At 59.1% G+C, this 20108-nt stretch carries 15 protein-coding genes and 1 pseudogene; 6 read left to right on the top strand and 10 right to left on the bottom strand.

Features of this window, described 5'->3' with window-relative positions; genetic code table 11:
- Nucleotides 1–70: 70 nt before the first annotated feature.
- The 8 genes from sucD to sdhC form a co-directional block, all read right to left on the bottom strand.
- Complete coding sequence (gene sucD, locus ONZ54_RS12870; protein ID WP_005310908.1) at nt 71–943, bottom strand: succinate--CoA ligase subunit alpha; 873 nt, start codon at nt 941–943, stop codon at nt 71–73.
- Nucleotides 943–2109: an ADP-forming succinate--CoA ligase subunit beta gene (sucC, locus tag ONZ54_RS12875; protein ID WP_021140443.1), complete on the bottom strand. Its 1167-nt coding sequence runs from the start codon at nt 2107–2109 to the stop codon at nt 943–945. The genes sucD and sucC overlap by 1 nt, the downstream gene beginning before the upstream one ends.
- A gap of 121 nt (nt 2110–2230) precedes the next feature.
- On the bottom strand, nt 2231–3415 hold the full coding sequence (odhB, locus tag ONZ54_RS12880) for a 2-oxoglutarate dehydrogenase complex dihydrolipoyllysine-residue succinyltransferase (protein ID WP_059167560.1): 1185 nt from the start codon (nt 3413–3415) through the stop codon (nt 2231–2233).
- 33 nt (nt 3416–3448) lie between these two features.
- Nucleotides 3449–6259, bottom strand: a complete 2811-nt coding sequence (gene sucA / locus ONZ54_RS12885; RefSeq protein ID WP_162626218.1) for a 2-oxoglutarate dehydrogenase E1 component — start codon at nt 6257–6259, stop codon at nt 3449–3451.
- Between the two features lie 122 nt (nt 6260–6381).
- Nucleotides 6382–7098 (bottom strand): succinate dehydrogenase iron-sulfur subunit, encoded by a 717-nt coding sequence (locus ONZ54_RS12890; protein WP_271786350.1) that lies wholly within the window; start codon nt 7096–7098, stop codon nt 6382–6384.
- Between the two features lie 134 nt (nt 7099–7232).
- On the bottom strand, nt 7233–8999 hold the full coding sequence (sdhA, locus tag ONZ54_RS12895; protein WP_034524204.1) for a succinate dehydrogenase flavoprotein subunit: 1767 nt from the start codon (nt 8997–8999) through the stop codon (nt 7233–7235).
- Nucleotide 9000: 1 nt separating this feature from the next.
- Nucleotides 9001–9345, bottom strand: coding sequence for a succinate dehydrogenase, hydrophobic membrane anchor protein (sdhD, locus tag ONZ54_RS12900; protein ID WP_271786351.1), 345 nt, complete (start codon nt 9343–9345; stop codon nt 9001–9003).
- Nucleotides 9339–9728 carry a succinate dehydrogenase cytochrome b556 subunit gene (sdhC, locus tag ONZ54_RS12905; protein ID WP_005300207.1) on the bottom strand — a complete coding sequence of 130 codons (390 nt, stop codon included), beginning with the start codon at nt 9726–9728 and terminating at the stop codon, nt 9339–9341. The genes sdhD and sdhC overlap by 7 nt, the downstream gene beginning before the upstream one ends.
- A 423-nt stretch (nt 9729–10151) precedes the next feature.
- Here sdhC and ONZ54_RS12910 point away from each other — a divergent pair, with 423 nt between their 5' ends.
- The 3 genes and pseudogenes from ONZ54_RS12910 (at nt 10152) to ONZ54_RS12920 (ending at nt 12398) form a co-directional block, all read left to right on the top strand.
- On the top strand, nt 10152–11438 hold the full coding sequence (locus ONZ54_RS12910) for a citrate synthase (protein ID WP_021140441.1): 1287 nt from the start codon (nt 10152–10154) through the stop codon (nt 11436–11438).
- 94 nt (nt 11439–11532) lie between these two features.
- Nucleotides 11533–11772: pseudogene (locus ONZ54_RS12915) on the top strand (DUF4377 domain-containing protein); the annotation flags it as partial.
- A gap of 131 nt (nt 11773–11903) precedes the next feature.
- Entirely contained in the window at nt 11904–12398 is a 495-nt protein-coding gene (locus tag ONZ54_RS12920) for a GNAT family N-acetyltransferase (RefSeq protein ID WP_271786352.1), read from the top strand.
- 62 nt (nt 12399–12460) lie between these two features.
- Here ONZ54_RS12920 and fabB read toward each other — a convergent pair whose 3' ends face one another.
- Complete coding sequence (fabB, locus tag ONZ54_RS12925; protein WP_058394627.1) at nt 12461–13672, bottom strand: beta-ketoacyl-ACP synthase I; 1212 nt, start codon at nt 13670–13672, stop codon at nt 12461–12463.
- Nucleotides 13673–13762: 90 nt separating this feature from the next.
- Here fabB and mnmC point away from each other — a divergent pair, with 90 nt between their 5' ends.
- Nucleotides 13763–15781: a bifunctional tRNA (5-methylaminomethyl-2-thiouridine)(34)-methyltransferase MnmC2/FAD-dependent 5-carboxymethylaminomethyl-2-thiouridine(34) oxidoreductase MnmC1 gene (gene mnmC / locus ONZ54_RS12930; protein ID WP_271786353.1), complete on the top strand. Its 2019-nt coding sequence runs from the start codon at nt 13763–13765 to the stop codon at nt 15779–15781.
- A gap of 88 nt (nt 15782–15869) precedes the next feature.
- Here the strand turns inward: mnmC and ONZ54_RS12935 are convergent, their stop codons facing one another.
- Entirely contained in the window at nt 15870–16469 is a 600-nt protein-coding gene (locus ONZ54_RS12935; protein ID WP_170321032.1) for a DUF922 domain-containing Zn-dependent protease, read from the bottom strand.
- A gap of 336 nt (nt 16470–16805) precedes the next feature.
- Between ONZ54_RS12935 and dcuC the strand changes: the two genes are divergently transcribed.
- Nucleotides 16806–18158: an anaerobic C4-dicarboxylate transporter DcuC gene (gene dcuC / locus ONZ54_RS12940; RefSeq protein WP_271786354.1), complete on the top strand. Its 1353-nt coding sequence runs from the start codon at nt 16806–16808 to the stop codon at nt 18156–18158.
- Nucleotides 18159–18302: 144 nt separating this feature from the next.
- A complete protein-coding gene (locus ONZ54_RS12945) occupies nt 18303–19964 on the top strand; it encodes a bifunctional metallophosphatase/5'-nucleotidase (protein ID WP_271786355.1) in 1662 nt (553 codons plus the stop codon).
- Nucleotides 19965–20108: the final 144 nt, after the last annotated feature.

Genomic DNA, 20108 nt, shown 5'->3' on the forward strand with positions numbered 1-20108 from the left:
ACATAACGTTTAAACCCCATAAAAAATACCGCCCTAAGGCGGCATTTTTTATCAGAGATAACGGGCTAACTTACCAGCCGGTTACTTCACGCAGGGCTTTGCCGATATCGGCCAGGGAGCGCACGGTTTTCACGCCGGCATCTTCCAGGGCGGCAAATTTCTCTGCTGCCGTGCCCTTGCCACCGGCGATGATGGCGCCCGCATGACCCATGCGCTTGCCAGCCGGGGCGGTGACGCCTGCTATGTAGGAAACCACTGGCTTGGTGACGTGGGCCTTGATGTAGGCCGCCGCTTCTTCCTCAGCGCTGCCGCCGATCTCGCCGATCATTACAATTGCTTCGGTCTTGGGATCGTTCTGGAACATCTCCAGGATGTCGATGAAGTTGGAGCCCGGGATAGGGTCACCACCGATACCGACGCAGGTGGACTGGCCGAAGCCCTCGTCTGTGGTCTGCTTGACCGCTTCATAGGTAAGGGTGCCGGAGCGGGAGACGATGCCCACCTTGCCCGGCTTGTGGATGTGGCCCGGCATGATACCGATCTTGCACTCACCCGGGGTGATCACACCCGGGCAGTTCGGGCCTATCATGCGCACGCCGGTTTCCTGCAGCTTCACCTTGACCTCGAGCATGTCCAGGGTCGGGATGCCTTCGGTGATGGTGACGATGAGCTTGATGCCCGCATCGATGGCTTCCAGGATGGCGTCTTTGCAAAAAGGCGCAGGCACATAGATGACGGAAGCGGTGGCGCCCGTGGTTTCAACCGCATCACGCACTGTGTTGAACACCGGCAGGCCCAGGTGGGTGGTGCCACCCTTGCCTGGCGACACGCCGCCGACCATCTGGGTACCGTAGGCAATCGCCTGTTCGGAGTGGAAGGTACCCTGACCGCCGGTGAAGCCCTGGCAGATCACCTTGGTGTCTTTGTTGATCAGAACGCTCATTATTTGGCCTCCGCTGCTTTAACCACTTGCTGAGCTGCGTCAGTCAGACTCGTTGCGGCGATGATATTGAGGCCGCTGTCGGCCAGTTTACGGGCACCCAGTTCGGCATTGTTGCCTTCCAGACGCACTACCACGGGCACCTTGACCCCCACTTCCTTGACCGCGCCGATAATACCTTCCGCGATCATGTCGCAGCGCACTATGCCGCCGAAAATGTTGACCAGTACGGCCTGCACCTTGCTGTCGGAGAGGATGATCTTGAAGGCCTCGGTCACGCGCTCCTTGGTGGCGCCGCCGCCGACGTCCAGGAAGTTGGCCGGTGAGCCGCCGTGCAAGTTGACGATATCCATGGTGCCCATGGCCAGACCGGCGCCGTTGACCATGCAGCCGATGTTGCCATCGAGCGCCACATAGTTCAGCTCCCACTGGGCGGCATGCGCTTCGCGGGGGTCATCTTGTGACGGGTCGTGCATCTCGCGCAGCTTGGGCTGACGATACAGGGCGTTGGCATCGATGTTGATCTTGCCATCCAGGCAATGCAGGTTGCCCTGGGTCGTGATCACCAGCGGATTGATTTCCAGCAGGGCGAAGTCGCAATCCAGGAACATCTGACCCAGACCCATGAAGATCTTGGTGAACTGCTTGATCTGATCGCCGACCAGACCCAGCTTGAAAGCCAGCTCGCGCGCCTGATAGGCCTGCGGGCCCACCAAGGGATCGATGGCGGCTTTGTGAATGAGTTCCGGGGTTTCGTGGGCAATCTTTTCAATATCCACGCCACCTTCGGTAGAAGCCATGAAGACCACGCGACGGCTGCCACGATCGACCACGGCGCCCAGATAGAGCTCCTTGGCGATATCGGTGCAGGATTCCACCAGGATCTTGGTCACCGGCTGACCGTTGGCGTCAGTCTGATAGGTCACCAGATTCTTGCCGAGCCAGTTCTGGGCAAAGGCGCGGATCTCGTCCTTGCTCTTGGCCAGCTTGACGCCGCCCGCTTTACCGCGGCCACCAGCGTGGACCTGGCACTTGACGACCCAGGTGGTGCCGCCAATTTTATCGGCCGCTTCGGCCGCTTCCTGCGGGGTTGCACAGGCATAACCTTCGGAGACCGGCAGGCCATACTCGGCAAACAGCTTTTTTGCCTGATATTCATGCAGATTCATAGATGCTCTATCCGTGTTGTAGGTATTTCCGTCCGGGGCTCGTGTTTCTCAATCCCCTGTGAATGGGGGCCTGGGCGGCCCCTCGTTATCTTTCTAATTCGCTCAGAATTTTGCTGATTGCCTAGACATCCAGCAACAGACGGGTCGGGTCTTCCAGCAGCTCCTTGATGGAGACCAGGAAGCCCACCGACTCACGACCGTCGACGATGCGGTGATCATAAGAGAGGGCCAGGTACATCATCGGCAGGATCTCGACCTTGCCGTCCACCGCCATGGGTCTGTCCTGGATCTTGTGCATACCCAGGATGGCGCTCTGGGGCGGGTTGATGATGGGGGTGGACATCAGGGAGCCAAACACACCACCGTTGGTGATGGTGAAGTTGCCGCCAGTCAGTTCATCCACGGTCAGCTTGCCGTCACGGCCCTTGCCAGCCAAGTCTTTGATGGCCTTCTCGATGTCGGCCAGGCTCATGTTGTCGCAATCGCGCAGCACAGGGGTCACCAACCCGCGGGGGGTAGAAACGGCGATGCTGACGTCGAAATAGTTGTGGTAAACGATGTCGTCACCGTCCAGCCCGGCGTTCACTTCCGGGTAGCGTTTCAGGGACTCCACCACAGCCTTGACGTAGAAGGACATGAAGCCGAGCTTGATGCCGTGCTTCTTCTCGAAGATCTCGCCGTACTGCTTGCGCAGCTTCATGATGGGCGCCATGTTGATCTCGTTGAAAGTGGTCAGCATGGCAGTGGTGTTTTTGGCTTCCAGCAGACGCTCGGCAATGCGCTTGCGCAGACGAGTCATGGGCACGCGCTTCTCGGTGCGACCCACCAGTGGCGCTACAGCTGCCACAGGCGCAGCAGCGACCGGCGCGGCGGCAGGTTTGTTGCCACCCTTGATGAAGGCTTCCACGTCTTCCTTGGTGACGCGACCGCCCTTGCCGGTGCCGGTCAGTTTGGCAACGTCGATGGCGTGCTCGGCCACCAGACGGCGAACGGAGGGGCTCAAGCCATCTGCGCCGTCGTCGGCAACCGCTTCCACCGGCTTCTCTTTGGTCTCTTCACCGGCCACGGGAGCCGGCTTGAGCATGGCGATCAGCTGGCGGGACAACACGGTCGCCCCTTCCGCTTGCAGGATGTCACCCAGAATACCGGCTTCCGGCGCGGGGACTTCCAGCACGACTTTATCGGTTTCGATGTCAACCAGTACTTCGTCACGGGCAACCAGATCACCCGGTTTCTTGTGCCAGGTGGCGATGGTGGCGTCCGCCACTGATTCCGGCAGGTCCGGTACCTTGATCTCGATAGTCATGTAATCAGTTCCTTGTTACTTCTTGTTCAGGGCTTAGGCCAGAGTAAGGGCGTCTTCCACCAGAGCTTTCTGCTGCTTGGTATGGACCGACATATAACCGACGGCGGGTGAGGCCGAGGCCGGGCGACCGGCATAACGCAGACGGGCACCGCTTGGCAGCACGCCATCGTAGTGATGACGGGTGCAGTACCAGGCGCCCTGGTTCTGCGGCTCTTCCTGACACCAGACGAAATCGGTGACATGGGCGTAATCGGCCAGAATGGCGCGCACTTCCGCTTCAGGGAAGGGATAGAGCTGTTCGATACGCACCAGCGCCACGTCCTGCTGTTCGGCCTTGCGACGGGCATCGAGCAGGTCGTAGTAAACCTTGCCTGAGCAGAACACCACGCGCTTGACCCCTTTCGGATCCAGGGCATCGATCTCGCCGATGGCATTCTGGAAGGTGCCTTCGGCCAGCTCTTCGAGCTTGCTCACCGCCAGCGGATGGCGCAACAGGGATTTGGGCGACATCACGATCAGCGGACGGCGCATGGGGCGCACTACCTGACGACGCAGCATGTGGAATACCTGAGCCGGGTTGGACGGTACGCACACCTGCATGTTGTGCTCTGCGCACATCTGCAGATAACGTTCCAGCCGCGCGGAGGAGTGCTCAGGCCCCTGCCCCTCGTAACCGTGGGGCAGCAGCATGGTCAGACCGCACATACGGCCCCACTTCTGCTCACCGGAGGAGAGGAACTGGTCGATCACCACCTGGGCTCCGTTGGCAAAGTCGCCAAACTGGGCTTCCCAGATGGTGAGACCGGCCGGCTCGGCGCTGGCATAACCGTATTCAAAGGCCAGTACCGCCTCTTCGGACAAGACGGAGTCGAAGACTTCGAATGGACCCTGTTCATCGTGGATATTGCACAGCGGCGTGTAGGTGCTGGCGTCGTTCTGATTGTGCAGCACGGCGTGGCGGTGGAAGAAAGTACCACGGCCGGAATCCTGACCCGTGATGCGGATGCGGGAACCCTTGTCCACCAGGGTGGCGTAAGCCAGGGTCTCGGCAAAACCCCAATCCAGCAGCTTCTCGCCCGCAGCCATCAGACGGCGGTCTTCGTAAATCTTCTCGACCTGACGCTGCAGCGTGTGGGCAGCCGGATACTGGCTGATGCGCTCACCCAGTGACTTGAGGTGGTCCATCGCCACAGTGCTGTCATAGTGCATGGCCCAGTCGTGACCCAGATACGGGGTCCAGTCGACGGAATGCAGCTCCATCGGACGCCACTCCTTGACCACGCGCTCCCCCTTGTCCAGGGCATCGCGATAGTCGTTGACCTGGGTGGTGGCCAGCTCCTGGCTGATGCTGCCTTCGGCTACCAGCTGATCGGCGTAGATCTTGCGCGGAGTCGGGTGCTGCTTGATCTTCTGGTACATCAAGGGCTGGGTCGCGCTCGGCTCGTCCGCCTCGTTGTGACCGTGACGACGGTAGCAGACCAGCTCGATCACCACGTCGCGCTTGAAGGTATTGCGGTAATCCAGCGCAATCTGGGTCACCAGCACAACGGCTTCCGGATCATCCCCGTTGACGTGCAGCACGGGGGCCTGCACCGCCTTGGCGATGTCGGTGCAATATTCGGTGGAGCGCACGTCACGCATGTTGGAGGTGGTGAAACCCACCTGGTTGTTGATGACGATGCGCACAGTCCCGCCCACGCCATAGGCACGGGTCTGGGACATGTTGAAGGTCTCGGCAACCACACCCTGACCGGCGATGGCCGAATCACCGTGAATGGTGATGGGCAGGACGCTGGAGCCATCCTTGTCGCCACGTCTGTCCATCCGCGCACGGACGGAACCGATGACAACCGGGTTGACGATCTCGAGGTGAGACGGGTTGAAGGCGAGCGCCAGGTGAACGTTGCCGCCCGGGGTGGCGAAATCGGAGGAGAAGCCCATGTGGTACTTCACATCCCCTGTGCCCCAGGACTCGCCATGCTTGCCGGCGAACTCGTCGAACAGCTCTTGTGCCCGCTTGCCAAGCACGTTGATCAGCACGTTCAGGCGGCCACGGTGGGCCATGCCGATGACGGCCTCTTTGCAACCTTGCTCACCGGCGCGACGGATCAACTCCTTGAGCATGGGCACCATGGCATCGCCCCCTTCCAGGGAGAAACGCTTGGCACCAGGGAACTTGGCACCCAGGTATTTTTCCAGCCCTTCGGCAGCGGTCAGACTCTCGAGAAAACGGGTCTTCTCTTCGAGGCTGTAGTTGCCCTTGGCCTCGATGGATTCGAGTCTGTCCTGCAGCCAGCGCTTCTCCTCGGTAGAGGTGAGGTGCATGTAATCGGCACCTATGCTGCTGCAGTAGGTTTTCTTGAGCGAGGCGTAGAGATCGGAGAGCACCATGGTCTCGCGACCGATGGCATAGGAGCCGACATTGAAGGTGGCCTCCATGTCTGCGCCCTGCAGATTGTGGAAAGCAGGATCCAGTTCGGCAACGGTTTCACGGGTCCAGAGACCAAGGGGATCCAGATTGGCATTCTGGTGACCGCGGAAACGGAAGGCGTTGATCAGTTGCAGCACGCGCACCTGTTTCGCATCCACTTGCGGATCGGAGACGGGGGCACTGTAACGGGAGGGATCCTTGGCCAGACGACGGAAATAATCGCGGACTCGGGAGTGAGGTTGTTCAACCGCGTGGCCATTGACCTGGGGCAGCTCGCTAAACAGGCTGCGCCACTCTTCGGCTACGGATTCAGGGTCTTCCAGGAAGGATTCGTACAAATCCTCAATATAGCTTGCATTCGCACCAGCCAGGTGAGATGACTCCAACCAGGCCTTCATCACGCCGTTATGCATTTCTATCCCTTGTACATCTTGTTCACTGCAGCGCAGCTTGTAGGGTTTAAATAGCCATCCAGCCATGGGGTCGGATGGCTATCCAGAGGTCGGGCCTGGCGCGTGACGCCCGGGCCCTGATACTAAACAGCCCGATTGAGCAGCATCGACTTGATCTGACCGATGGCTTTGGTCGGGTTCAAGCCCTTGGGACAGACGTTCACGCAGTTCATGATGCCGTGGCAACGGAACACGCTGAAGGCGTCATCCAGGTTACCCAGTCGTTCGGTGGCGGCGGTGTCGCGGCTGTCAGCCAACCAGCGGTAGGCTGCGAGCAGACCGGCCGGGCCGATGAACTTGTCCGGGTTCCACCAGAAGGAGGGGCAAGAGGTGGAGCAGCAAGCACAGAGAATACACTCGTACAGGCCATCCAGCTTGGCGCGCTCTTCGGGGGATTGCAGGTGCTCACGCACGGGCGGCAACTTGTCATCGTTGATGAGGAAGGGTTTGACCTTCTCCCACTGGGTGTAGAACTGGGTCATGTCGATCACCAGATCGCGGATCACCGGCAGGCCAGGCAAGGGGCGGATAACGACGTTATTGCCCTTCTTCAGCAGATCGGAGAGCGGGGTGATGCAGGCAAGACCATTCTTGCCATTCATGTTGAGACCGTCTGATCCACAGACTCCTTCGCGGCATGAGCGGCGGAAGGCGAGAGTGGGATCCAGCTCTTTCAACTGGATCAGTGCATCGAGCACCATCATGTCGGAACCTTCAGGAATATCAAGACGATATTCCTTCATATAGGGGACGTTATCAACATCCGGATTGTATCTGTAGACAGAGAATGTGACGTTCATGTTGTTTGGCTCCGCAATCGTTAAGTCCGCACCTTGGAGAAGAGAGATGGGAATGCCTCCCACCTCTTCACAGACCGGCGAATGTAGCGATACGCCGATAATGTGCCCTTCATGGTGCTTGTCTCCACCATCGGTCAGTAAGTCCGCACCTTGGGTGGGAATGCCTCGCGTGTTTTCGGAGACATGTTGACAGCGCGACGGGTCATGGACTCGGTGTCCGGATGATAGAGGCTGTGGCACAGCCAACCCTCATCGTCGCGATCCGGGAAATCGAAGCGGCTGTGAGCACCACGACTCTCGGTACGGAAGTTGGCCGCCACCGCGGTGGCGAACGCCGTCTCCATCAGGTTGTCCAGCTCCAGGCACTCGATGCGCTGGGTGTTGAACTCCTTGGATGTGTCATCCAGACGGGCATTCTTCAGACGCTCGCGGATAAGCTTGAGCTCGGCCAGCCCTTCGGCCATGGCGTCACCTTCACGGAATACGGAGAAGTTGTTCTGCATGCAGGTCTGCAGGTCCTTGCGGATCTGGACCGGGTCTTCCCCATCGCGGGTGTTTTCCCAGCGATTGAAGCGGGCCATGGCCGCGTCGATGTCAGACTCGCTGGCATCGCGACCGTGGTCCATCTCGCCCAGGGTATTGACCAGGTGCATGCCGGCCGCGCGGCCAAACACCACCAGATCCAGCAGCGAGTTGCCGCCGAGGCGGTTGGCACCGTGCACGGAGACGCAGGCTATCTCCCCTACCGCAAACAAACCGACCACAGGAACGTCATTGCCGTCTTTATCCTGGGCCAGACACTGGCCGTTCACGTTGGTCGGCACGCCGCCCATCATGTAGTGGCAGGTCGGGATAATCGGGATGGGCTCTTTGACCGGATCCACGTGGGCGAAGGTGCGAGAGAGCTCGCAGATCCCTGGCAGACGGGATTCCAGCACCTCTTTGCCGAGGTGATCCAGCTTGAGCTTGATGTGCGGGCCCCAGGGACCATCGCAACCACGGCCTTCGCGGATTTCGATCATGATGGAACGAGCCACCACGTCGCGACCGGCCAGGTCCTTGGCGTTCGGCGCGTAACGCTCCATAAAGCGCTCGCCATCCTTGTTCAGCAGATAGCCACCTTCACCGCGACACCCTTCGGTCACCAGTACCCCTGCCCCGGCAATGCCGGTCGGGTGGAACTGCCAGAACTCCATGTCCTGTACGCCGACGCCAGCGCGCAGCGCCATGCCGACACCGTCACCGGTGTTGATGTGGGCATTGGTGGTGGACTGGTAGATACGACCGGCACCGCCGGTGGCAAGCACTGTGGCCTTGGCCTTGAAGTAGACGACTTCGCCGCTCTCCATGTCGATGGCGGTACAGCCAACGATGTGACCATCCTGGTTTTTCACCAGATCCAGCGCATACCACTCGGAGAAGACAGTGGTCTTGCTCTTGACGTTCTGTTGATAGAGGGTGTGCAGCAGGGCGTGACCGGTACGGTCAGCTGCCGCCGCGGTACGGGCTGCCTGCTCGCCACCAAAATTCTTGGACTGGCCACCAAACGGACGCTGGTAAACGGAGCCGTTGTCGAAACGGGAGAAGGGCAAGCCCATGTTCTCCAGCTCATAGATGGCCTCGGGGCCTGTCTTGCACATGTATTCGATCGCTTCCTGGTCACCGATGTAATCGGAGCCTTTGACGGTGTCATACATGTGCCATTGCCAGTTGTCATCGTGGGCATTGCCCAGCGCAACCGTGATCCCGCCCTGGGCGGAAACAGTATGAGAACGGGTCGGGAAGACCTTGGACAACAGAGCGCAGCTCTTGCCGGATTGGGCAATCTGCAGCGCGGCGCGCATACCGGCACCACCGGCACCAATCACGACCGCATCAAATTCACGAGTTGGAATAGTCACCTTACACACCCCACAGCACGACGAAACCAGTCATCAGATAGATAAACAGCACCACGACCAGCGCAAATTGCAGTGCGCCACGCAGTCCCACCGGCTTGATATAGTCAGTCAGCACCTGCCACAGACCAATCCAGGCGTGGATCAGTACGCACAGCAGGGTCAACAGGGTGAATACCTTGGTGAAAGTTTTGGCGAACAAGCCGGTCCATACCTCGTAGCTGATGTCATTGAAGGCGACAAAACCAACCAGATAGAGGACGTAAGCCGTCATGATGAGGGCGGTGGCGCGGATCAGGATGTAATCATGAACACCGCTGCGCCCGAATGTTGCAGAATTGGTTACCATACCAGTACCCCCGCCAATACCGCCAAAATCGCGGTGATCACGAAGGCCACACGGGCACTCTGATTACCGGATTCCAGCTCTTCCCAATAGCCCATGTCCATGACCAGATGACGCAGACCGCCCACAATGTGGTAAGCCAGCGCAGTCAGGATCCCCCACAACACGAATTTGACCAGGAAGTTGTCCATGATGGACACCACTGTTTCAAATCCTTCGGGAGAGGCGAGTGAAGTACCAAGCATCCACAGCAAGATAGAGAGCGCCACAAAGGTGATCACCCCTGAGACACGATGCAAGATGGAAGCGATGGCGGTGACAGGAAAGCTGATCGTCTGTAGGTCGAGGTTTACAGGTCTCTGTTTATTTTTCACGGCTTTGCCCACTCAGCTCCATTGAGCACGTTAGTTATTGTTTTTACACGCTTATGAGGGCACGGAGTGGCATTTGTTAGGTTTTTGTTACCAAAACAACTCGGGAAAGCCAAAAATAACATTTTCAATATCACATCCGGCTTTGCGAAAGCGTTTCAAACACCGACAGCCATCACCCACGAGGCGCAGTATATCGGCGGGCTTAACCAATGACAATCAATTAGCTACAAAGAAAACTCAAAACCGTAAACCAGATCTCACAACTCATTTAACAAATCATTAATGATCATCCAGCAAAATTGACAACGACCCTGAACTCTGTTTCAAATAAGGCGCTCCAGCCGCCCTGGTACGGGTCAGAACCTTTGCCAGCGTCATCAAACTCGTAATAAAGTAGAGCTGGAACCAATTATAAAAGAGCAAAGGAGACGTGCTATGGCTGATAAGATAGCCACCCTACATCTGCCCGGTAAAGACCCGGTAGAACTACCGATCCTGTCAGGGACTGTCGGACCCGACGTGATTGACGTCAGAAAATTGGGCGCGCAAGGGTACTTCACCTTTGACCCCGGATTTATGGCAACCGGTGCTTGTAAATCATCCATTACCTATATCGACGGAGATCAGGGTGTCTTGCTGCACCGTGGTTACCCCATCGCCCAGTTGGCCACCCAGGCCAGCTACCTCGAAGTCTGCTATATCCTGCTGTACGGCGAGGCGCCCACCAAGGCACAGTACACGGAATTCGATCGTCTGGTCACCCGCCATACCATGGTGCACGAACAGATCGCCTTCTTCTTCCGCGGCTTCCGTCGTGACTCCCACCCCATGGCCATCATGTGCGGCGTGGTCAGTGCGCTGTCTGCCTTCTATCACGATGCGCTCGACATCAACAATGAAGAGCATCGCGAGATCTGTGCCTTCCGTCTGCTCTCCAAGATGCCGACCCTGGCCGCCATGTGCTACAAGTACTCCATCGGTCAGCCGTTCATGCAGCCGCGTAACGCCCTCTCCTATGCTGGCAACTTCCTGCACATGATGTTTGGTGTACCGACCGAAGAGTACAAGGTCAATCCCATCGTCGAACGCGCCATGGACCGCATCTTTACCCTGCATGCGGATCACGAGCAAAACGCCTCCACCTCCACAGTGCGTCTGGCCGGCTCCTCCGGTGCCAACCCGTTTGCCTGTATTGCCGCCGGGATCGCCTCCCTGTGGGGGCCGGCCCACGGTGGTGCCAACGAAGCTTGCCTCAAGATGCTCGAAGAGATCGGCTCTGTGGAACGCATTCCCGAGTACATCGCCAAGGCCAAGGACAAGAACGATCCCTTCCGTCTGATGGGTTTCGGTCACCGTGTCTACAAGAACCACGATCCCCGTGCCCAGGTGATGCGTCAGACCTGTCACGAAGTGCTGGAAGAGCTGCAGATCAAGGATCCGCTGCTGGAAGTGGCCATGGAGCTGGAACGCATTGCGCTGTCCGACCCCTACTTCATCGAGAAGAAGCTCTACCCGAACGTGGACTTCTACTCCGGCATCATCATGAAGGCCATCGGCATCCCCATGTCCATGTTCACCGTGATCTTCGCCATCTCCCGTACCATAGGCTGGATTGCCCACTGGAACGAAATGCACTCGGATCCTGATCAGAAAATCGGTCGTCCGCGTCAGCTCTATACAGGGCAACCACTGCGGGAATTCACTCCTATCGATCAGCGCTGATGCCCTGAATCGACATGGTTTGTTACCAAGGCGGTCATTGACCGCCTTTTTATTTGCCGCTCTAATGCCCCTTTTCGATCAAAAGGAGTCCATCATGAGACCACTCTTCCTCAGTGCCGCCCTGCTGCTCACCGCCTGCCAGAACGCCCCCGCCCCGTCACAAGGGGAAACGCTCTACATCAACAGCCAGCTGATTGACTGCGTCGGTGTCGGCCCCATGCAGTGCATGCAGGTTCGCAACGATGAACAGCAAGCCTGGAGCCTCTTCTACCAACAGATTGAAGGATTTCAGTTTGAACCCGGCTACCGGTACCGCTTGACCGTCAGCAAGCAGGCTGCCCGCTAAAGGCTTGCCATCAAAGGCATCGTTTGGAAATGATTGTTCAGTTCCTGGCCGCATTCTGATAGGCTGGCAAACGCACACATTAATTAATCAGCGTACCCAGGCAGCGATGCCCTCTCACTATGATCACGATCCGTACCACCAGGGCCAACGACTGGCCCACTATCATGGCCATTCAGGACGAGTGCTATCAGCAGCTGGATCCTGAGCCCCTCGAGGTCATGAGCAACAAGGCCGACCTGGCTCCCGACTGCTGCTGGGTGGCCGAATATCAGGGCAAGGTGCTGGGTTACCTGCTCTGCCATCCCTGGCAAGCCCACCAGCCACCGTCCCTGTCGGTACGGATGCAGACCCTGGCGGGAAACGACGAGTTCTATCTGCACGATCTGGCCGTCTCAAAGCAGGCGCGCGGCAAGGGCGTTGGCCAGCTGCTGCTGGAGACCGCCCTTACCTTTGCCTGTGAGGAAGGTTATGAACATGTGGGTCTGGTAGCGGTACAGGGCGCGGCTCGCTTCTGGCACAAACAGGGCTTTGTCCCTGCCGCTACACCCAAACCACTGAACGAATATGGTGAAGGCGCCGTTTACATGCGGCGGCCCCTGCCCGATCCTGCTTGAGGGTCACCCCGCAGCCAATAAAAAAGGCGCCTTTCGGCGCCTTTTTTCACATCATCAATTCATCAAGCCTTGAACTTGCTGAATACCAGTGATGCGTTGGTACCGCCAAAGCCGAAGCTGTTGGACATGACGGTATTGAGATCGGCCGCTTCGTACTCGCGTACTATGGGCAGACCTTCGGCCTTCTCGTCCAGAGTCTCGATGTTGATGCTGGGGGCGATAAAGCCATGTTCCATCATCAGCAGGGAGTAGACAGCCTCGTGCACGCCGGCAGCGCCCAGCGCATGGCCAGTCATCGCCTTGGTGGCGGAGATCTTGGGGCCCTGGGTGCCAAACAGGGTCTGGATGGCTTCCAGCTCCTTGGTATCACCGACCGGGGTAGAGGTGCCGTGGGTGTTGATGTAATCCACCTTGCCAACACCCTGCATCGCCATCTTCATGCAACGCACGGCGCCTTCACCGCTCGGAGCAACCATGTCGTAGCCATCGGAGGTGGCACCGTAACCGGTCAGCTCGGCATAGATGTGAGCACCACGGGCCAGGGCGTGTTCCAGCTCCTCGACCACCAGAATGCCGCCGCCACCGGAGATGACGAAACCATCGCGGTCGGCGTCATAGGTACGGGATGCTTTTTCCGGGGTGTCGTTGTACTTGGTGGACAGGGCGCCCATGGCGTCGAACTGTATGGTGGAAGACCAATCCAGCTCTTCACCGCCGCCGGCGAAGACCACATCCTGCTTGCCCAGCTGGATCAGTTCCATGGCGTGACCGATGCAGTGCGCAGAGGTAGCACAGGCGGAACTGATGGAGTAGTTCACACCCTTGATCTTGAACGGAGTGGCCAGACAAGCGGAGGTGGTGGAAGACATGGTACGCGGCACCATGTAGGGACCCACCCGCTTGACGCCTTTTTCACGGGCGATATCGCAGGACTCAGAGGTGTTCTTGCCGGAGGCACCACCGGAACCGACCACCAGGCCGGTACGCTCGTTGGAGACCTGATCTTCCTGCAGACCGGCATCATCAATGGCCTGTTGCATGGAGAGATAGGCATAGGCCGCAGCGTCACCCATGAAACGCATGACTTTACGGTCGATCAGTTCAGACGGCTCGAGTTTGATGTTACCCCAGACACGGCTGCGCAGGTTGTGCTGCTCGAACTGCTCGGAATAGGTGATGCCGGATTTACCTGCTTTCAGGGAGGCCAGCACTTCTTCCTTGTTGTTGCCGATACTGGAGATGACGCCGATACCGGTGATCACTGCTCTTCTCATTAATTCATCTCGTCTGGAAAAACTGGCGCCAAGTCTACCCGCTTTCGGCTGCCAAACTGGTCTGCTTTCACGTAGAATGCCCACGTTCTTATGACGCGAGCAGAGGGAAACGTGAGTCAAACATCCTTACATCATGCCCGATTGGACTGGAATGAAGCGGGAACTCCAGTCTCCAGTGACTTCGGGGATGTGTACTTTTCCAATGATAACGGTCTAAGTGAAACCCGCTACGTCTTTTTGCAGCAAAATGGGTTGCCAGCGCGATTTTCGCACCACAATAGTGACAGTTTCGTGATAGGTGAAACAGGTTTCGGCACAGGCCTTAACTTTCTGGCGACAATGAAAGCCTTCCTGGAACAGGCACCCCAAACCGGCAACGGCGCCCGTCTGCACTTCATCAGTTTCGAAAAATTCCCCCTCACCCGTGACGATCTTCGCAAGGCACTGGCCGCCTGGCCCGAGCTTGCCCCCTTCAGCCAGGCACTCATAGCACAGTGGCCACTCCCCGTCCCTGGCTGCCATCGTCTGCACTTTGCGGGCGGCCGTATTCGACTCGATCTCTGGCTGGGGGACATCAAGGAGATGCTGCCGCAAGTACCTCATGGTGAACAGGGGCTGGTGGATACCTGGTATCTGGATGGATTCGCACCGGCAAAAAATCCCGAGATGTGGACGCAAGACTTGTTCGACGGCCTGGCCCGCCTTGCTCGTCCCGGTGCAACCCTCTCCACCTTTACCAGCGCCGGCTTCGTACGTCGTGGCCTGATTGCCGCCGGCTTTGCCATGAAGAAGGTCAAGGGCCATGGCAGCAAGTGGGCAATGCTGGCTGGCGAGCGGGTAGACAAGAAACCACAGCGCACCATTCTCCCCTGGTATGCCAGACCGGCGGGGCGAGACGGCGAGGTAGTGATCATCGGCGGCGGCATCGCCTCGGCCATGACGGCGCTCTCTCTGGTAGAGCGGGGCCGCAAGGTCACTCTGCTTTGCGAGGACAATGAACTGGCGACCGGAGCCTCCGGCAATCGACAGGGGGCACTCTATCCCCTGCTCAACGGCGAGCACGATGCCTTGTCACGCTTTTATTCACTGGCCTTCGGCTATGCACGCCAACGGCTGCTGACCCTGGCCGAGCGCCATCCCATCGCCTTTGATTTATGCGGTGTAGTGCAGCTTGGCTATGACGACAAATCCACCGCCAAGCTGGCAAAGATGCAACTGGGCCCCTTCCCGCCCGCGTTGATGCGCCCGCTGACGACCGTTGAAGCCGAACACGAATGTGGTCTGCCCTCGGGTCATGCCGGGGTCAGCTATCCGTTGGGGGGCTGGCTCTGTCCGGCCGACCTCACCCGCGCAGCAATAAAGGAGGCGCAGGCAAGCGGTCTGCTGCAAGTGGAGTACGATTGCCCAGTCACGGCTGTTCATGAGCAAGTGGATGGCTGGCTGGTTGCAAGTCGTGAGGCTCGTCAATGGCAGGCCCCCAATCTGGTAGTGGCTGCCGGTCATCAGTTGCCAGCCCTGCTCCCCTTTGCCGAGCTGCCGCTCTATCCGGTGCGCGGTCAGGTGAGCCATGTGCCGACCACCGCAACCCTGAGCCAGCTCAAGACGGTGCTCTGTTACGATGGCTATCTCACGCCAGCCCATGATGCAGAACACTGCATCGGCGCCAGCTATGGCCGCAACCAGAGCACACAGGCATTCAGCGCAGAAGAACAAGCTCAGAACCAGGCACGGCTGCAAGCCTGCCTGCCGGACCAGGCCTGGCCAGCAGAGGTGGATGTAAGCAGCAATGAGGCCAGGGTCGGCGTGCGCTGCGCCAGCCGGGATCACCTGCCGGTAGCAGGGCCTGTAGTCAGGTTGGCAGGGTTGGCGGATCACTACGCCCGGCTTCAGCGTGATCAACAAAACCCGGCGCCGCTGCCGCTTCATCCGGGCCTCTACGTGCTGGGGGCACTCGGTTCGCGGGGCCTGTGCTCGGCGCCTCTGTGCGGCGAACTGCTCGCCAGCGAGATCTGCGGCGCTCCCTTGCCACTGGCCACCGACCTGCTGGAAGCGCTTCATCCTGCCCGCTACTGGATACGCAAACTGCTCAAGGGCAAGCCCCTCAATTAACCCATTGGTGCAGCTGACGGCTTGAATACAATAAAAACGGGCTCCCCGATGGGAGCCCGTTTTATCGCTTGTCATGCATGTCGATGTGCTAGATGCCTTTGGGCCAGACCAGCCCAAGTTTGCGGCCATGATCGGTCTGCTGCTGCAACAGAGTGAAGCGCTCACGGGAGCTGGCAAGCACCTCCTGCCCCTGCTGCCAGGCCTGATATTGCAAGGCGGCGCAATCGCGCGCCACCGGCAGTTGTACCAGCTTGATGCCAAGCAGGCTGACGCTCTCCAGCAGTATGTCCTTGTGGCGGCTCTCGTAGTCGAACATGGCGCCCACCAGCGCGTCCCACTTTTGCCGCTCGGCGGCGGAAGCTCTGGCCTTGTCCATCCAGTTCGGCACCATCACCTTGATGCGGGTCATGACCCTGACCTGTTCCAGCTCGCAGCGGCTCACCCCGGGGCGGGTCTGCAGTTGCCAGGAAAGTTGGTAACTGGCCATGCCGATATGGCCTCTGGCCTGGGCAGGCCCCTGTTTTGCTATCTGCCGGGCCACACTGGCGACATCCTGCCCAAAAACCCGATAAAACTGGAAATCCACCTTGATATCCGGCTCCACCTTGATGCCGGCATAATGCGACGTTTCGGCCCCGACCGTAGCAGCATGGAGCAAGAGTGCCACCATGAAAACTTTGCTGACCATGCCCATTTATGCTGCCTTGACCTCGTTGATGACTGAAGTGTTATTTTAATTAATAATCAACGTATTAATAGACGAAACAAGAGATTAACCGCGTTCCCGTCGGCAGTCATCTACTCCCGTCACAAAGACTATGTGCCAGCCAGACAAGTCGCAACCCCGCGTCCCCATTGATTTGCAAGCGAGATCACAAGTGATGACCAACATCATGGTGAGTTACCCCTTATTAGATAATAATCGCCGAGTTTTCTGTTGATGCTTTCCGCAATTGACCAGATTAACCGCCAAGTTAACCCATGAAATGCATCCACCTTCATTTCGTACTCAGGAACTCACTCTATGATGGAACTCCTTATTGGTACCCTGGTCACCCTGACCGTGGGGCGCTACATCTTCAAGGGCTACTCGGCCACCGGGGTGCTGCTCAGCGGCGGTTTGCTGCTGCTGACCATTACCGCCCTGATGGGCAAGACGGTGCTGCCCGCCAGCGTCACCTCCACCGGCCATGTCGCCACCGATATCTTCGAATATGTGCGCTTCCTGCTGGTGGATCGTGGCGGCGGCCTGGGCATGCTGATCATGGTGCTGTGCGGTTTTGCCGGCTACATGAGCCACATCGGCGCCAACACCATTTTGGTGAAGCTGGCCAGCAAGCCGCTCGGCATCATCAAATCCCCCTACATACTGCTGGTGGCCGCCTATCTGGTCGCCTGTGCCATGTCGCTGGCGGTGAGCTCTGCCACCGGTCTGGGCGTACTATTGATGGCCACCCTGTTCCCGCTGATGGTCAACATGGGGATCTCCCGTGGCGCCGCAGCCGCTGTGTGTGCTTCTCCTGCCGCCATCATTCTGGCGCCCACCTCGGGTGACGTCGTGATGGCCGCCCAGGCCGCCAACATGGAGCTGCTCGACTTTGCCTTCAAGCTGACCCTGCCCATCTCGCTGGTGGCCATCGCCGCCATGGCGGTCGCCCACTTCTTCTGGCAGCGTTATCTGGACCAGAAATCGGGCGAGCACAACGAGCCTGTCGCACCGAGCGATCTCATCACGGATGCTCCCGGCTTCTACGCCATACTGCCGTTTACCCCCATCATCGGCGTGCTGCTGTTTGACGGCAAAGTGGGCCCCAAACTCGACATAGTGACCATCATCGTCATCTGTCTGGTGCTGACGGCCTTGCTGGAGCTGGTGCGCAAACGCAATGGCAAGGATCTGCTCGAGGGTCTGCAGGTATGCTGGCGCAGCATGGCTGACGCCTTCGCCGGCGTGGTCATGCTGCTGGTGGGTGCCGGTGTGTTTGCCCAGGGTCTGATGGGACTGGGCTTCATCGCGAACCTCCTGGATCTGGCCCAGAGCTTTGGCACCGGCGGTATCGTCATCATGCTGGTACTGGTGGTCATCACCACCCTGGCCGCCTTTACCACAGGATCCGGCAATGCTCCCTTCTACGCCTTCGTGGAGCTGATCCCGCACCTGGCCACCAGCCTCGGCGTCAATCCCGCCTATCTGGTCATCCCCATGCTGCAAGCCTCCAACCTGGGTCGCACCATCTCGCCTGTCTCCGGCGTGGTGGTTGCCTGTGCGGGCATGGGCAACCTCTCCCCGTTCGAGGTGGTCAAACGCACCTCGGTACCGGTCGCCGTCGGCCTGGTGGTGGTGATCCTCGCCACCCAGATCATGGTTCCCGCCTGAGATCTGCGTTGGACCAACGGGATTCCCTGAGCAGGCTCCCGCTTGGTCCTTCTCTTCCCTTACTAGCCCGGCGTCCTGCCGGGCTAGTATCTTCCCCCGTGGTTGGAGTAGACTCGGTGCTCTTTTTCTCTAAGGAGGACCGAGATGAGTATTACGGTTCAACTTGCCCATTTCAGTGACTGCCACTCCCATTTCGATGGCGCCCCCATGCGCTTCTTCCCTGTTGGCGAGTCAGAATGGCGCACCCCGTGTGGCGGCTATGCCCGCATTCTTACCAGACTCACCGCCCTGCGCCAGCAGGCTGATGCGGCGGGCCAGACCTGCCTGTTCCTGCACGGTGGCGATACCTTTCAGGGGTCACTCTATTTCAACCGCTTCAAGGGACGGGCCAATGCCGACTTGCTGAGCCTGTTGCGACCCGATGCCATGGTGATCGGCAATCACGAGTTCGATCTGGGCAACGGTCCTCTGGTGGAATTTTTGCGCCAGCTCGATTTTCCCGTGCTGGCCGCCAACCTCGACAGCAGCCAGGAGCCGGCCGATACCCCGCTGCGCCTGCAGGGCCTGCCCATGCTTCATGATGCCAGCCGTCCCTGGCACAAACGCATCATAGACGGCGTCCCCTTTGCACTGCTTGGCATCACGCTGCCGCAGATGGCCGCCATCGCCAATCCGGATCCCCATACCCGCTTCCATGGAATCGATGACACCCTGACCGCTGCGATCGGCGAGATCAAGGCTGCGGGCATCCACCACATTATTTTGCTTAGCCACCTGGGACTGGAGCAAGACAAGCGCCTTGCTGCCCGCTTTCCGGAACTGAGCCTCATCATTGGCGGCCACACCCACAGTCAACTGGGGGCTCTCGCGCCCTTGGGGCTCGAGAGCGATGGCAGTTATCCGTTGATGGTGAACGACGTAGCTATCCTCCATGCCGCCCACAGCGCGCTCTGCCTAGGGGTATGCGAGCTGGAGTTTGATGCCCGCGGACGTGTGAGTCGCAGTCAAGGCCAACTGGAATGGTTGCCCTGGCAACCCTGGCCGTTTGCCTCAGAGCCCCCTGCCGGGCTGTACTTCTGCGAGCCGGCCCCCGAGCTCGAGCAGCATCTGGCCAAACGCTACCGGCCCGAGCTCGAGACCATGACCCAGCGCATCGTGACCCATCTCGCCAGGCCGCTCCATCATCAGCGCCTGCCCGATGCCAATCTGCCCGCCGGCAGCCAGGTTGCCCCCCTGGTGGCCCACGCCATGCTGATCGGTGCCCGCGAACAGGTTGGTCAGGTAGATTTCGCCCTGCACAACGCAGGAGGGGTGCGCTGCTCCCTGGAGCCGGGCCCCTTGAGCGAAGCAGACATTGCAGGTCGCCTGCTCCCGTTTGCCATCCCCCTCACCCTCTACCGGGTGCATGGCCATGAGCTGGCTGAGGCGCTGGAAGGCGCCATCGACAACGCCACCAACAACGGCGTGACGGGCAATGGTAACGGCAGCTTCCCCTACACAGCCGGGATGCGCTTCTGTTATCAGGCTGATCGTCCCAAGGGGGCCAGGATCACCCGTCTGGAGTGGGAAAGCGCGCCAGGCTGCTGGCAGCCAGTCGAGGCAGACGCCATCTATCGGGGAGTATCCAGTGCCTATACCGCCTCCGGCAAAGAGGGCTACACGGCGTTGGCTCGCACCCTGACCCAGCACAATCAGGAGCTCGGCATTACGCTGGCGGATGCCTTCATCCGCTGGGCCCGTTATCTGCCCGAGCTCGCAACCCTGCCGGAGCTGGTGGAGTATCACGGCCCTCACGCCATGCCGTGAGTCAGCGGGTAAGGGACTCACGTTACCGCTTCTCCTTCCTGTGGCAGAAAAAGTGCCGCTTTCTTGCCGGGAAGCGGCACTTTTGCAAATTATTTCAAGCACATTACCCTCGCCCATTGCATAGCGCAGTCAGGCTCGGCAAGA

Origin of the sequence: Aeromonas salmonicida, assembly GCF_028355655.1 — a bacterium.
GTDB lineage: Bacteria > Pseudomonadota > Gammaproteobacteria > Enterobacterales > Aeromonadaceae > Aeromonas > Aeromonas salmonicida.